Origin of the sequence: Streptomyces sp., from assembly GCF_035644915.1 — a bacterium.
Taxonomy (GTDB): domain Bacteria; phylum Actinomycetota; class Actinomycetes; order Streptomycetales; family Streptomycetaceae; genus Streptomyces.
This window is the reverse complement of sequence record NZ_DASQNP010000179.1, coordinates 1-14,804: the sequence shown is the minus strand read 5'-3', so window position 1 is coordinate 14,804 and position 14,804 is coordinate 1. Positions and strand designations below refer to the sequence as shown.

Annotated in this window: 10 protein-coding genes; 4 read left to right on the top strand and 6 right to left on the bottom strand. The window is 75.1% G+C overall.

Going from position 1 to position 14,804, the window contains the following annotated elements; genetic code table 11:
* Nucleotides 1-176: 176 nt before the first annotated feature.
* On the bottom strand, nt 177-1,499 hold the full coding sequence (locus tag VE546_RS19790) for a helix-turn-helix transcriptional regulator (protein WP_324924179.1): 1,323 nt from the start codon (nt 1,497-1,499) through the stop codon (nt 177-179).
* A gap of 438 nt (nt 1,500-1,937) precedes the next feature.
* On the opposite strand from VE546_RS19790, the gene VE546_RS19785 reads away from it, so the two are divergent.
* Entirely contained in the window at nt 1,938-2,612 is a 675-nt protein-coding gene (locus VE546_RS19785; RefSeq protein ID WP_324924177.1) for a DUF4232 domain-containing protein, read from the top strand.
* A 14-nt stretch (nt 2,613-2,626) separates the two neighbouring features.
* On the opposite strand, the gene VE546_RS19780 is transcribed toward VE546_RS19785, so the two are convergent.
* Nucleotides 2,627-3,226 (bottom strand): potassium channel family protein, encoded by a 600-nt coding sequence (locus VE546_RS19780; protein ID WP_324924175.1) that lies wholly within the window; start codon nt 3,224-3,226, stop codon nt 2,627-2,629.
* Nucleotides 3,227-3,401: 175 nt separating this feature from the next.
* On the opposite strand from VE546_RS19780, the gene VE546_RS19775 reads away from it, so the two are divergent.
* On the top strand, nt 3,402-4,166 hold the full coding sequence (locus VE546_RS19775; protein WP_414720529.1) for a histone deacetylase: 765 nt from the start codon (nt 3,402-3,404) through the stop codon (nt 4,164-4,166).
* On the opposite strand, the gene VE546_RS19770 is transcribed toward VE546_RS19775, so the two are convergent.
* On the bottom strand, nt 4,130-5,584 hold the full coding sequence (locus VE546_RS19770; RefSeq protein ID WP_324924173.1) for a hypothetical protein: 1,455 nt from the start codon (nt 5,582-5,584) through the stop codon (nt 4,130-4,132). The two genes, VE546_RS19775 and VE546_RS19770, sit on opposite strands and share 37 nt — an antisense overlap.
* Nucleotides 5,585-6,022: 438 nt before the next feature.
* On the opposite strand from VE546_RS19770, the gene VE546_RS19765 reads away from it, so the two are divergent.
* Nucleotides 6,023-7,204, top strand: coding sequence for an acyl-CoA dehydrogenase family protein (locus VE546_RS19765; protein ID WP_324924171.1), 1,182 nt, complete (start codon nt 6,023-6,025; stop codon nt 7,202-7,204).
* A gap of 2 nt (nt 7,205-7,206) precedes the next feature.
* Complete coding sequence (locus tag VE546_RS19760; RefSeq protein ID WP_324924169.1) at nt 7,207-9,348, top strand: SpoIIE family protein phosphatase; 2,142 nt, start codon at nt 7,207-7,209, stop codon at nt 9,346-9,348.
* A 22-nt stretch (nt 9,349-9,370) separates the two neighbouring features.
* Here the strand turns inward: VE546_RS19760 and VE546_RS19755 are convergent, their stop codons facing one another.
* From VE546_RS19755 to gdhA, 3 genes are all read right to left on the bottom strand, one after another.
* Nucleotides 9,371-10,702, bottom strand: a complete 1,332-nt coding sequence (locus VE546_RS19755; protein ID WP_324924167.1) for a hypothetical protein — start codon at nt 10,700-10,702, stop codon at nt 9,371-9,373.
* Between the two features lie 289 nt (nt 10,703-10,991).
* On the bottom strand, nt 10,992-13,121 hold the full coding sequence (locus tag VE546_RS19750; RefSeq protein WP_324924181.1) for a TerD family protein: 2,130 nt from the start codon (nt 13,119-13,121) through the stop codon (nt 10,992-10,994).
* A 249-nt stretch (nt 13,122-13,370) separates the two neighbouring features.
* Nucleotides 13,371-14,702 carry an NADP-specific glutamate dehydrogenase gene (gene gdhA, locus VE546_RS19745; protein ID WP_324924165.1) on the bottom strand — a complete coding sequence of 444 codons (1,332 nt, stop codon included), beginning with the start codon at nt 14,700-14,702 and terminating at the stop codon, nt 13,371-13,373.
* Between the last annotated feature and the right edge of the window lie 102 nt (nt 14,703-14,804).

The following is a 14,804-nucleotide window of genomic DNA, read 5'->3' as shown; positions in this document are numbered from 1 at the left end:
CGCCGGAAGGCGGTGCGCATGGAAGTCCCCCCGTCCGTCCTGCTGTTCCCCTGTGGGCAGTGTCGTCCGGAACGCCGGCGGTGAACCCCGGAAGGCGCCGGTTCAGAGCGGAATCTGAGGTTGGCGGCCGGACCGGGCGCGAGGCCGGGCAGCCGGTGGTCGCGCCCGCAGCGGGCTCACTCCTCCTCCGGGGCCGGTGTCCAGCCGTCCGAGCCCAGCGGATAGACGTACGAGGGACGCCCCCGGGCGCCGCTGGTGCGGAACGGCGCACCGCGGTCGTCGATGCGGAGCGTCCCGTGCCGGTCGCCGCTGGACCACTCCAGCTCCAGGTACCAGCGGACGTCGTACGCGTCCGTGCGTGCGGCGACGTACAGCACCTCGGGGTCGCTCTCGCTCACCTTGTAGGGGAAGTCCCGCCGGCCGGCGGGTTCGGCGTCCGGACGACTCGCATCCAGGTCCACGCCGAAGTGCCGGGCGGGGACATCGCCGCCGCAGCCGACGCCCGTGCCGTAGTCGTTCCACGCCAGAGGCGCCCTCCTGTCGGCCACGCGCACGTGGAGGTCCTTGAGGACGACCGTCTCCTCGCCCGTGCCCTGGACGGTCAGCTCCACGTACTGGCTGCCGGAGGAGACCGCGCCGGTGTCGGCCACCCAGCCGGGGGCGCCCGGCGCGAAGGGCGGCGGGGGCACCTCGGCCGGCGGCCGGTCGACGAGGTAGTGCTGGGAGCACGGGTCCTGCCAGGCGTACGGGCGGGTGGACACGGTCAGCGGGACGGTGCCGCGGGCGGCGCCGTCCGGGGGGCCGGCGTGCTCCGTGGCCCGGTTCGCGGGGCGGTCGGGGCCGTTCCGCTTCCCGTTGACGTCCCCGTTGACGTCCGTGCCGCGGGAGGCGGACGGGCGCGCACCGTCGCGCGGGGCCGGCGGTGGCGAACCGTCCGCCCGCTCCGGCCCGTCCCCGCCGCTCCGGCCGTGGCCGGTCGCGGTGGCCGCCGGCCGATCGGGCCCGGCCCCGTCGCTCCGGTCGTCCCCGCCGGTCACCGGCCGTGCGGCGAGGGCGACGGCCCCGGCGACGAGCACGACGGAGATCCCGGCGAGCAGGGCGGTACGCCGCCGGCCCCGGAGGGGACGGCGACGGGGTCGGTCGGCGGGGGTGGCCGGCTCCGGGCCCGGGTTCGGGTTCGGTTCCGGTTCCGGTTTTCCTTCGGGAGCCGCCGCGTCCTTCGCACCGGCGGGTGGCTTGGCCCTCTTCCCCCGCTGCTCGTCCGCCAGCCGCCACCGCCGCCGGAGTTCCGCCAGCTCTTCCGGTGTCGCCCCGCACGTCCGCGCGAACCGCTCCACGGGTGCGTACTCCATGGGCACGGCGTCGCCGTTGCAGTACCGGTGCAGCGTCGACGTGCTGGTGTGCAGCCGTCTGGCGAGCATTCCGTAGCTCAGTCCGGAGCGGTTCTTCAGCTCCCGCAGTAACGCCGCGAACCCGGCCGTCTCCTCAGCCGCCTCCACCGCTTCCCCCTCCATCGGCATTCCGGTCCCGCGTCCCGGCTCCCGCCCGGTCCCGGCGGGTGGGGCGCGTCCCCGTACGTGCTGTGACCATCCAAGCACGCCCGCTCTGCCGGGCTACTGGGGTTCGCGGCTGCCCCTTCCGGGGGTGTCGCGTCCCCGGAAGGGCCTTGAGCCGTCCCGGGTGGAACGGAGTCCCCGCAGGTCAAAGGGGGTTGGAACGTTCCGGCGTCCCGGATGGGCGGGCCGTCGTTGCCACGGCCGGGCCGGGAAGGCCACGGTGGTGGACATGCCGCGGCGGGCACCGCCAAGCGCCCCAAGCACCGCCGAGCACTGCCGAGCACCGCGGAGCCGGTTTCCGGCGCTCCTTCCCCGCATTCGCACCGCACCGCGTCCGAATGCGTTCGCATCGCATCCGAGAATCCGAAAGAGGTCACGCCCGTGTTCCGTACCCGACGCATGCCCCGGTTCGCCGTCGCCGCCGCGCTCGTCACCGCCTCGCTGTCCCTGGCCGCTTGCCAGTCCGGGACCGGGGTGGAGAAGGAGGGCAGGGCGTCCGCCGAGCGGCCCACCGCGCCCGCCGCCCGGGACGACGTGCGGAAGGACGCCCCGGCCCCGGCGGCCCCGGCCGCCCACCAGCGCCCCGACGACCGGGCCGGCGGTCAGAGCGGCCGGGGCGACGACGGCTCCGCCGCGCCGGAGCGGTGCGGCCCGTCCAACACCGAACTCACCGTGCAGTCCGTCCCCCGGCCCGTCAACCACCTGCTCCTGACGGTCACCAACACCGGCACCACCGCCTGCAACGCCTACGGCCACCCGTTCCTGCGCTTCGACGAGGCCCAGGCCCCGACCCCGGCCCTGGAGGAGAGCCGCCCGCAGGCGGTGACCACGCTGCGGCCCGGCGAGTCCGCCTACGCGGGCATCACCACCTCCTCCGCCGCCGGGGACGACGACGCCGTCCCCGCCACCCGGCTCGGCGTCCTCTTCGCCGACCAGGACGGCGGAGCGGGCGAGGACGGTCCGGTGACGCTCACCCTGCCGGAGGACACCTGGGTCGGCACCGCCGCCCGGGTCACGTACTGGCTGTCCGACCCGGCGGACGCCCTGGCGTACTGACCGCCGTGCCGGCCTCACTCCCCAAGGGCTCCCCCGCCGCGCCCGTCGCGGTCGGGGGACGCCTGCCGTCGGAGCGCGGACTGGACCGTGTCGGCCACCAGCCGGACCGCGACGCCGACGAAGAGCAGTCCGCCCGCCATCTGGAACATGGTCATGACGCGGGCGAGCTGGGAGCGGGGCGTGATGTCGCCGAATCCGGCGGTGGTGAACGTCGAGAGCGTGAAGTACAGCGAGTCGGTGCGGGTGAACGGCTCCGTGAAACTGCCCGGCTCGGCCCGTTCCAGCAGGTAGTAGGCGGCGGCGAAGGACAGCAGGAACAGCAGCAGGACGCTCACCAGCGACTCGACGGCCCGCAGCAGGGGACGGGGGGACCGCTCGATCCCGCGGACCTGCCAGACGAAGAGGGCGAGGGCGGCGGCCAGCCCCGAGACCAGGAGGGCGACCGTGTCACCGGTGAACTCCTCGTCCAGGGGCAGGCGGTAGTACGCGAGGAGGAGTGCCGCCGTGATGAGGGCCGGCCGCAGCAGCGCGAGCGCCGAGAGGCTCCGGACGGTGCGGGACGGCTGCTCCCCGCGGTCCGCGCGCGCCCGGCGGGAAGGGCCCGGTTCTCGCACGTGCTCCTCCCCTGCCGTCCGGTCACCGTCCGGCCGCCGTCCAATCGCCGTCCGGTCCGTCGCTCCGGCGGCAGCATAGGTTCCCGGCATCCCCGGACGGGTCATTTCCCATCATTCTCGGGCGAATCACCCGAACAGGGTGGCTCTCCGGCGCCGCGGCCCGCACAGTGGACCCGTGACCATCCCCCGGCGGCCGACGGCCCCCGGCGCCCGCCCGGCGGCCACCCACCACGTCTGGTACGCGGCGTACGGCTCGAACATGCACCGCGAGCGCCTCGCCTGCTACCTCACCGGAGGCAGGCCGTCCGGCGGTACGCGCACCTATCCGGGCTGCCGCGACCCCCGGCCGCCCGGGCGGTCGCTGCCGCTGATGCTCCCCGGGCTGCTGTACTTCGCCACCGAGTCGCCGGTGTGGAAGGGCGGCCGGGCCTTCTACGACCCCGACGCCGGCGGCGAGACCCCCGCCCGCGCCTACCTGCTCACCGTGTCGCAGTTCTCCGACGTCGCCGCCCAGGAGATGTACCGGGAGCCCGGGACCGACCTGGACCTCTCCGGGGTCCTCCGGCACGGACGCGCCCGGCTGGGGCCGGGCCGCTACGAGACGCTGGTGTGCCCCGGGCTGCTCGACGGCCACCCGGTCGTCACCTTCACGGCCCCCTGGCGGAGCGGCGAGGTCGAGGGGAACCCGCCGTCCGCCGCCTACCTGCGGCACCTGGCGTCGGGGCTGATGGCGGCCCACGGCTGGAGCGCGGAGGAGGCGGCCGGTTTCCTCGCCACCCGGCCGGGGGCCGGGGCGCACTGGACGCCCGGGAGGGTCGCCGATCTGGTGGCGCGGTCCGGCCCCGGCGTCCCGGCCGGACCGCCGCCGGACCGACCGGACCGGCGCCGGGACGCGGCGGACGGTCAGGGGCGGACGGCGACGGTCCAGCCGGGGTTGTAGGTGTCCGGCACGGGGTGCACCGGCCAGTCGCGCGCCCAGCGCGGGGGCTCCGCCCGGTGGAGGATCACGGCGTCGGGCAGTTCCGGGGCGTCGTACTCCGCCGAGGCGCAGCCCGCGGTGTGGGCCAGGGGAATCGTCATCCTGCTCGCCTTGACCACGCACGGCGGGCGCACGCCGTGCTCGCGCAGGACCGCGGTGATCCGCCGCCAGTCCTCGCGCGCCTGCTCCTGGATGCCGCCGTGCACGTGCGCGAGGGTGAGCTGGACGGCCAGGTGGCCCACCAGCACCAGGGCGAGGACGGCGGCCACGGCACGCGAACGGCGGGCCGGGGCCGCGGCCGCGAGCAGACCGAGGGCGGCGGGCACGGCCAGCAGGGCGTAGCCGGGCAGCAGGAAGCGCGGCGCCGCGTAGGGGACGAGGAAGAAGTACGGCACCGTGGCGGACGCGGCCACGGCCACGGCGAGCCACAGGGGCGCGGTGCCCGTTCCCGCGCGGCGCGCGGCCCACAGGCCGAGCACGGCGAGCGTCCCGAGCAGCAGCCACCACTCCAGCGCCGGCGGCCGTACGGCGTCGCCCGCGCAGGGGCGGCACAGCAACGGCCCGTCGAGCGCGGTGAGGTGGGCGGTCAGGGTGACGACGGGGCGCAGGTCGCCCTGCACCTCGCTCGCCTCGGCGAGCCGCCGCGCCACCCCGCCGAAGCGGAGCTGCGCCTCCACGACCCAGGGCAGCGCGCCCGCCGCCACGCCGCCCGCCACGGCCGCGAGCCGGCCCCGGCCGCGCCAGGCGGGCACCGCCACGGCGGCCACCAGCAGCGGGGCGGCGACGGCCACGCCCTCGTTGGGCCGCATCAGGGTCACCAGGGCCAGGCCCGCGACCACCCCGGCGTACCCGGCGGCTCCCGGGCGGCGGTGCAGGAAGCAGCCGACCGCCGCGAGCGCGCCCATCGCCGAGTAGTGGTTGGGCATCGCGGCGTTCGCGTAGAACAGGGCGAGCCACCCGGAGCCGTACAGCGCCGCCGCCACCCACGCCGCCGAGGGACGGGGGAGGATCCGCAGCCAGGGGCGGAAGCCCAGGTACAGCGCGGCGGCCGACAGCGCCAGCAGCCAGATCCTCAGCAGGACGGTCGAGTCGCTCCAGGAGGCGACCGGGAGGAGCAGCAGGGGCACGCCCCGGGTGCGCGGGGCGCTGAAGGGCGTCTCGGGGCCGTGGGGGGCGAAGCGGCTGGCGTAGACGAGTTCGTCCCAGCCGAGCGGCAGGGTGATCGGCACCAGCACGGCGGCCAGCACGGCGAAGGCCGCGCACACGGCCACCAGCGCGCGGTGCGCCCTCCGCAGGGCGCCGGGGTCGGCGGCCGGGCCGCCGGGGGCGGGCGCCGCACGGCCGCCGGGTGTCGGCGACCTGCCCGTCACGGCCTTCACGATGGCCTCCAGCCGGCCCGCGGTCCGCGCCGGGATCCGCTCCGGGAACTGTGGGAACTGTGGGGAAACCGCGGGAGAGGACTCCCGGCTCCTCCGGGCCGCCGGGTCCGGGGGTTTCCGGCCGCGGGCCTCCTGATGCCGTTGTACCAACGGGCCGGCCGATGCCACGATCATCTGCACGGCGCGTCGTGCAGATCGTATGAAAAATCCCCAGGCAGGCTCACCGCGGTCGACGTGCTCGCGGTGGCCGGCGGCGGGCGAGGAGCCGGTTTGCCGGCGCCTCCCTCTCGCGCGGGCCCCCACCCGCTGTGGGAGAGTTTCCACCAGGGGTTTCCGTGGTCTGGATTGCCCCATATGTACGATCCACGGGTAGGCTGCGACACTGTCCTGCCGACCGGACCGGCAACACGATGCCCGCCGATGCCCTCGACCGGGTTCATGCGTGAGAAGCGGAGTACAGCGGTGGTGCGGATCGAACTGGGCGCTGCGGTGGCCCTGGCGCGGGAGATCGCCGAGGAGGTCCTGGCCCCCCACGCGGCGGCGGTGGACGCCGAGCAGCAGTGGCCGGACAAGGGCATGGAGGCGCTGCGGTCCCGGCTGGGCGGGCTGGTGGTCCCCGAGGACTGCGGCGGGATGGGGCACGGGCTGCTGGCGGTGGCGCAGGTCGGCGAGGCGACGGGACGGGCGTGCGCGTCGACGTCGATCTGCTTCGGGATGCACCTCGTCGCCTCCGCGGTGATCGCCGCGAAGGCGGGCGGGAGGCAGCGGGAGCGTTACCTGGAGCCGATCGCGGCCGGGGAGCACCTGACGACCCTGGCGCTGTCGGAGCCGATGACGGGCGGCGAGTTCTGGCTCCCGCAGACCCGCATGGAGCGCAGCGGGCCGGACCGGCTGCGGCTGACCGGCGCCAAGAGCTTCGTCACCAACGGCGGCCACGCGGACTCCTACGTGGTCTCCACCGTCGCGGCCGACCCCGGAACACCGCCCGGACAGTTCTCCTGCACGGTGGTCGACGCCGACACACCGGGCCTGGAGTGGGGGCCCGAGTGGCGGGGCTTCGGCATGCGCGGCAACGCCTCGCGCGGCCTGGAGCTGCCCGGTGTGGAGATCCCGCGCTGGTGCCTGCTGGGCGAGGAGGGCGACGAGATCTGGTACGTGTTCAACGTCGTCGCCCCCTACTTCCTGATGGCCATGGCCGGCACCTACCTGGGGGTCGCCGCCGCGGCCCTGGAGGAGGCCCGCGCCCACCTGCTGCGGCGGCGGGCGCGCGGCGGGCGTACGGTGTCCGGCCAGCCGGTCGTGCAGCACCGGCTGGGCACGATGTGGGCGCGGGTGGAGCGCACCCGGCGGCTGATCTACCACGCCGCCGCCGAGGCGGAGGTCGGCGGCCCGGAGGCCCTGCCCGCGCTGGCCTCGGCCAAGGCCGAGGTCGCCGACGCGGCCGAGGCCACGGTCAACGACGCGCTGACGCTGGTCGGCGGGGTCGGCTACGGCGAGGCCTCGCCCCTGCACCGGATGCTGCGCGACGCCCGTGCCGCCCACGTGATGTCCCCGGTCACCGACCTGCTGCGCGTGTGGACCGGCCGCGCCCTGCTGGACGAACCGCTGCTGGAAGAGTGACCGTGACCGACACGACGGCCGACACGACGGCCAAGGTCCTGCTGGTGGAGGTCGCTCCCGACACCGCCGCGGCCCTGCGGTCCGCGCTCGGCCCGGAGACCGACCCGGTGGCGGTCACGTCCGAGGAGATCCTGGCGCACACCGACGGGGAGCCCGGCACGCGCCGCCCCACGGTGGTGGTGCTCGGCCCGCGGCTGTCGGCCCCGGTGGGCATGGTCCACGCCATCCGTCCCCACCCGGCGGACCTGGCGGTGGTCGCGATCGCCGGCCCCGCCACCGAGGCCAGGCTCGCCACACTGCCGCTCCTGTTCTCCGCCGACCGGGCCCGCCGGGTGCCGGCCGACCGGACCGACCGGCTGCCGGGGGTCGTCCGCGAACTGCTGGAGGGGATCGTCCGCCGGCGCCTGAGTGCCACGGCGCGGGCCGCGGCCCAGCGGCAGCTCGCCTCCGGTACGGCGATCAGCCGGCAGCTCGGGGAGCGGCTGCTGGGCGAGTTCCTCTCCCAGGCCCCGATCGGCGCGCTGATGCTGAACGACGACGGCGCGGTGGTCGCCTGGAACCCCAGGGCCGCCGACATGCTGGAGCTGACCGACCCCGGCTCGCTCCACCGGCCGCTGGCCGACCTGTTCCCCCCGGCCGACCGTGCCGCGCTGCGGCAGCACCTGGCGGTGCCCGGCGAGCACCCCACCGCCGCAGGCCCCGACGTGATCTTCGAACGCGTCCGGTCCGACGGCACCGGCCAGGCCCTGCGCATCGCCCCCCAGCAGGTCACGGACACCGAGGGCCGCCAGCGCGTCCTGGTCCTCGCCGAGGACGTCACCGACCGCCTGCACGCGCAGCGGAAGCTCGCCGAACGCACCGGCCACGCCCTGCTCAGCGCGGAGGTGGCCGCCGCCATGACGGCCCCCGAGGCGCTGGAGGAGCGCCTGGAACGCTGCGTACGGGCCACCGCGGACCGGCTGGGCGCCGCCCGCGTCTGCGTCTGGACGATGAAGCCGTCCGGGGAACCGGAGCACACCTCCTGCGCCGAGCCCGAGTCCGAGAAGGAGACCGGGGCCGATGCCCCCGTCCATCCGCGGACCGAACGGGCCCTGGTCGGCCGGATCGCCGCCGCGCAACGCCCCCACCTGGACATCGCGCCCGCGGACGGCCGGCGCGCCGCGTCCGGCCGGCCCCGGGGGTCGTTCGCCGGCTATCCGCTGATATCCGGCGGGGAGCTGATCGGCGTCCTGACCCTGACCACCCGCCTGGCCCTTCCCGGGTCCACACTGTCCATCCTGGAGAACATCGCCGACCAGATAGCCGTCGGCATCCAGCAGGACCGCCTGCTGCACCGTCTGCGCGACGCCACCCGGGCCCTGGAGGAGCCGCTGCTCCCGCCCCACCTGCCCGTCCTGCCCGGTTTCGACCTGGCCGCCCGCTACCGCCCCTTCGGCAGCGGCCTGCACATCGGCGGGGACTTCTACGACGCCTTCACCGTCCCCGACGGCCGGTACGTCCTGGTCCTGGGGGACGTCTGCGGCAAGGGGCCGGGGGCCGCCGCCATCACCGGCCTGGTCCGCCACACCTTGTGGGCCGCGGCCCAGCAGGACCCCGAGCCCGCCCGCGTCCTCGCCCTCGTCAACCGCGCCCTGCGCCGCCAGAACACCCCCTTCTGCACCCTCACCTACGCCGTCCTCACCCCCTCCCACGACCGCACCCGCACCGCCGCCCGCCTCCGCCTGGCCTCCGCCGGGCATCCCGCGCCCCTGCTGCGCCGCGCCGACGGCAGCACCGCGCCGCTGGACGTCCACGGCCCGCTCCTGGGCGTCCTGGAGGACCTCCACCACCCGGTGGCGGAGGCGGACCTGCACCCCGGCGAGACCCTCGTCCTCTACACCGACGGCTTCACCGAGGGCGCCGGCGCGGCGGACCGGCGGGAACCCGAGGACCTCGCCGCCGTCCTCGCCGGACATCCGCTGCCGCCCGGCACCGAGCGCCCCGCCAACAGCGTCGTCGCGGCACTGCTGGACGACGCCCACGCCTGGTGGGGCGAACGGCTCCGCGACGACCTGGCCGTCCTCGCCGTCACCGCGCTCACCTGGCCCGCCGTCGCGTCCGACGGGGACGGCGGGCGCGGTCGGGCCGGCGAGCGCCCGGCCTGAGCCCCGGCGGGTCCCGCGGGGCTCAGGGGCGGGGGCGCAGGCCCGTGCCGTTGAGGCAGAGGGCGATGTTGCGGACCGCGGCGGTGAGTTCCTCGATCACCCGGGCGGCCTGCTCGGCGTTGTGGAAGGCGGGACGGTCGGCGGCGAGCGAGGTGCTGAGGTCCTCCGTGAGGCGGCGCACCGCGTCGAAGTCCCCGGCGGGGGGTACGGCGGGGGCGGTGGCCGGGGCTGCCGGGGCCGGGGCCGGGGCGGACGGTGCCGGTGGCGCGGGGGTCGGGGAGGGCGCCGGATCGGCGGGTTCCACCGCCGGGGGCGCTGGGGGCGCGGGCGGGGGCGCGGGGGCCTCGGCGGACACCGGGGGCGGAGGAGGTACGGGCGGCGCCGGCGGCGCGGGCGCCGGGGACGCGGGCGCATCGGTGGGTGCGGGGGCCGCGGGCGCCGCGGGCGCCGGGGGATCGACCGGCGGCTCGGCCGCGGAAGCGGGTGCGGGAGCAGGTGCGGGTGCGGGTGCGGGAGCGGCGGGCCGGGAGCCCTCCGTACCGTTCACGGCCGGAACGTTCCAGCCCTTGGCGGGCTTGACCACGTCCGGCGAGAGCCTGGTCTGCGGCAGCATGACGTTCTCGGCCGTGCCCGGGGACCACAGCGGGGCGGTCGGCTGCGGCGCGGTGGCGACGTGCTCGGCCTTCCACTGGAGGCGGTAGCACTCGACCTGGTCGGCACAGGCGGCCCGGGCGTGGAAGATCGCGCTGCCCTCGCCCAGGTCGGGGTACCAGAGGTTCGGCCCGGGGAAGCGCACCGTCCGCATCCGGGGTTTGATGGGCTCCGCGCAGCCGATGCAGCAGCCGGCCGGCACGCACAGGGCGCCGCCCTCGCTCTGCGCGGCCATCCGGGGCCCGATCTCCCCGCGGTACTCGCCGTTGTGACAGGGCGGCAGTTCGCCGCAGGTGCGGCAGACCGCGTAGTGCTCCGGGAGGACCTGCCAGTTGTGGCCGATGGGCGCGCACCAGTGCTTGGGCGCGGACCGGGGGAAGTTCTCGTTGCGCAGGACCAGGATCACGGGCCGCTTGTAGAAGTCGGCCCGGTCGGGGGGCAGGGCGTTCACCCGCCCGTTCATCCGGCGCAGGTCCTCCGAGTGCCGCCACAGTTCGAGGTGTTCGCGCCAGGCCTGCTCGTAGGAGAGGGGCCACGGGTGGTCGCGGTACTCGTTGATCTCCAGGATCCGCCAGGGTTGCCGGTCGAAGACGACGACGTGCCCGCTCCTCAGGCGGAGGTACGCGCCGTTGTCGCCCTCCTTCGGCCAGTCGACGCGGCCGACGCGGGTGGGCTGGTCGGGGAGCCCTTCGCGAACATGCATGACACGCTCCTCGGCAACGGAACAACCATGGTCATCATGGAGCAGTTTCTATCATTCTGGTGCATTTCGGACCTTCCGTTGCCCAGACACGCGCACACCGGCCAGCACCCTTTCCTGCCGATGGCCATGACGGCTCGTCAACATCGGTCGCTAATCGATCAAATGCAATCAACTGCTATCAACAGTGGTCGGCCGAGCGGACGAGAATGGTAAGCGTTCCAGCGGGACGCGCAGGGTCCAAGGCCCGCTCCCAGGACGTCCGGCCCTCTCCCGGGGCGTTCGCCTTCCGTCAGCCCGCGGCGGCCTCGGCCTCCGGCCGACGGGACGGGCGGCGCTCCAGGTGGGCGACGACGCCGGAGTGGAAGCGGTGCACGGCCTCGTCGACGCTGCGGATGAACCCCGTCTCGGCACGGCCGCGGCTGCTGCCCATGCCCTTGAAGAGGGAGAACCGGAAGCCGGTGATCCGGGCGCCGTCCTTGGGAAGGATGTCGCCCGGCTCGGGCCGCAGCCGCTCCAGGGTGCCGCGCGGCCCACCGCCCTGGCCCTCGACGAGCGTCTCGACGTGGAGGTCGGCCGGGGCATCGGCGAGCTGCCGGACCAGGCGCTTGGCCCAGCTCAGGGGATAGCCCTGCGCGGGGGCCGGGACCTCGATGGACGTGCGCAGCCTGCCGGTGCGCAGGTCGGCGACGACCGCGAGGATTCCGGACGTGCCCTCGATGCGCAGCTCCGCGTGCAGGCGGCCGTCCCGGCAGAGCCGGTCGGCGAGGGCGGCACGGCGGGACTGCGGGTCGGTGCCGCGCCGGGCGCGCTGAACGGGCAGGACCTTCCGGCCCAGTTCGCCGCCGAGCCGCAGGCAGACCTGGCGCACGAGCCGTTCCCAGCTCTCGACGACGTCCAGGGCCCGCCGGTCGCCCTGGCAGAGGGTCTCGGTGTCGATGGCGTTGCGCACCGGCACCCAGGCCGGGCCCATGTTCTGGAAGCCGTGGCAGCCGGAGTTCTCGTGCTGGAGGTAGTGCAGGAGTTCCTGGAGGAGCCAGGCGTGGGCGGCGTTGCCGACGCCCTCGTGACGGATCAGCATCTGGGCCTGGTGGGCCACCTCGGCCCACGACAGGTGCCGCAGGGCCACCTTGTGCTTGCGGCGCCGGTCGATCCTGACGTCGACGAGGGGACTGCCCTCCAGCGCCACGTCGTTGGACAGCGTGATCACGGCCTCGTAGCCGCGCCGTGCGGCGATGTCCATGTAGTCCTGCACCTGCTCGGCCCTGAGCGGATTGCCGTTGGTCTTCGTCTCCACCAGGGCGGTCCAGAGCCTGCCCGCGCGTTCGACGCGGATCACGCCGTCCGGACGCTTCGGGGCGTCCCCGTGCGGCAGCGAGACCTCCGTGAACGTCTCCATCCGGCCCGCCGGGGCGCCGAAGGCGGCGGTGAGGCGACGGCCGAACTCCGGCACCTGGGCCATCACCGCCAGGAGGACGGAGGTCGCCCGCGTCTCGCGCTCCCGGTCGCTCTTCAGCGAGGGGACGGGGAAGAGACGGGCCTGCCGCCAGGAGTCGTTCTCGGCCAGGGACTTCCTGGCGACCTTGGGGAGCGTGACCTTCTTCCTGGCCGTACGGGGACGCCGGGCCGGGGGCTGGGACCGGGCCGGCGCCGGGGCCGCTTCCCGCGCGGGCGCCGGATCCGCCGCCGGTACGGGCTCCGCCGCCATCCGGCGCACCGCCTGCCGGGGAACGGCGGGCAGCGGCCCGGCGGGGGCCTCCGGCACCGGCGCGGCGTCCGCCCGCGGTTCCGGCACGGGCGCCGGGGCCGGCGCCTCGCCCTCGGTGCCACCCTCGATGCCGCCCTCGGTGCCTTCCTCAATGCCTTCCTCGACGTCGTCCTCGGTGTCGTCCTCGACGTCGATGCCGAAGTCGGTGGCCAGGCCCGCCAGACCGGTCTCGTAGCCCTGTCCGACGGCCCGGAACCTCCAGCCCCCGCCCCGTCGGTAGAGCTCGCCGAAGATGAAAGCGCTCTCCACACCGGCGTCCTCGATGGAGAACCCGAGCAGGACCTCGCCGGTGCTGTCGGCGAGCGTCACCCGGAGGCCGTCCAGCTCGCCGAACCGGGCGCCGCCGTAACGGCTGGCCCCCACGACGACGCGTTCGACGTCCGGCGGCATGGCGGCCAGGTCGAGGCTGATGCGGTCCTCGCTGCCGTCGGCGGTCGGCGTCTTGCCCAGCAGGTGCACGCTTCCGTCGGCGGCGACGGGATTGTTGTAGAAGAAGAAGTCCGCGTCGCCGCGCACCTTCCCGTCCGCGCCCAGCAGCAGGACGGAGACGTCCGCGTCGCCGTCTCCCGCGACGCTGCTCCAGCTCAGCCCCAGCGCCACGGAACCGACGTCGTCGCTCAGGCCCGCCAGGTCGACGTTGGCGCCCTTGACCATCTCGTGCATGTGCCCCCCCGGGTACGCGGCCGCGCCGGGGCACCCGGCAACCGGCCGTTCGTTCTCGTGTGACGCAGCGCACACTCCGCATGCGTCGGGTGAACCCTAACCTCGCAGGTCGCGTTCCGGGGGCGAACGGGACAAGTGGCACGGGCGGCGGCCCGGCCCGGGACGCGGTGTCCCGGGCCGGGCCGCCGGGGCGGGCGCAGCGGGCGGGCCGTTCCTCCGCCGCGCGCCGGGCCGGGTCCGTCAGACCAGGCCCTGCGCCACCATGGCCTCCTCCACCAGCTCGAAGCCCGCGATGTTGGCACCGGCCACGTAGTCGCCGGGCCGGCCGTAGCGCTCGGCGGTGGTGTGGCAGAGCCGGTGGATGTGCCGCATGATCTCGGTCAGCCGGGCCTCGGTGTGCTCGAAGGTCCAGGAGTCGCGCGAGGCGTTCTGCTGCATCTCCAGCGCGCTGGTGGCGACGCCGCCCGCGTTGGCGGCCTTCCCCGGGCCGAACAGGACGCCGGCCTCGCGCAGCACCCGTACGCCCCCGGGCGTGGTCGGCATGTTCGCGCCCTCGCCGACCGCCTGCACGCCGTTGCGGACCAGCGTCACCGCGTCGTCCTCGTCCAGCTCGTTCTGGGTGGCCGACGGCAGGGCCACCTCGCACGGCACCTCCCAGACCCGGCCGCCGGGCACGAAGCGCGCCGCGCCGCCGCGCCGCTCGGCGTACGCCGACAGCCGCCCGCGCTCGACCAGCTTGACCTGCTTGAGCAGGTCCAGGTCGATGCCCTTCTCCTCCACCACGTAGCCGCCGGAGTCGGAGCAGGCGATCGGCGTGGCGCCGAGCTGCTGCGCCTTCTCCATGGCGTGGACCGCGACGTTGCCGGAGCCCGAGACCACCACGCGCTTGCCCTCCAGCTCCTCGCCGCGCGTCTTCAGCATCTCTGCGGTGAAGACGACCAGGCCGTAGCCGGTGGCCTCGGAGCGGGCCTGCGACCCGCCCCACAGGACGCCCTTGCCGGTCAGGACTCCGGACTCGTAGCGGTTGGTGATCCGGCGGTACTGGCCGAAGAGGTAACCGATCTCGCGCTCGCCCACCCCGATGTCGCCCGCCGGGATGTCCGTGTACTCGCCCAGATGGCGGTACAGCTCGGTCATGAAGGACTGGCAGAAGCGCATGACCTCCGCGTCCGAGCGCCCCTTGGGGTCGAAGTCGCTGCCGCCCTTGCCGCCGCCGATCGGCATGCCGGTCAGGGCGTTCTTCAACGTCTGCTCGAAGCCGAGGAACTTGATGATCCCGAGGTTGACGGACGGGTGGAAGCGCAGGCCGCCCTTGTAGGGGCCGAGGGCGCTGTTGAACTCCACGCGGAAACCCCGGTTGACGTGGATCTTCCCGGAGTCGTCAGCCCAGGGGACGCGGAAGATGATCTGCCGCTCCGGCTCGCACAGTCGTTCGATGAGAGCTTCGTCCAGCAGCTCGGGGCGCCGGGCGAAGACCGGCTTCAGCGATTCCAGAACCTCCCACACGGCCTGGTGGAACTCCTTCTCACCGGGGTTCCGGTGCAGTATCCGGTCGTAGAGCTTCTCGATCACGCGTTCTCCTCGTCGGTGCGGCTCCTTGTGTCCCGCCGGTTCCGTGACCCGTACGGGACCCGCACAAACGCACGACGCCGAGCACCGTGGGGCGCTCGGCGT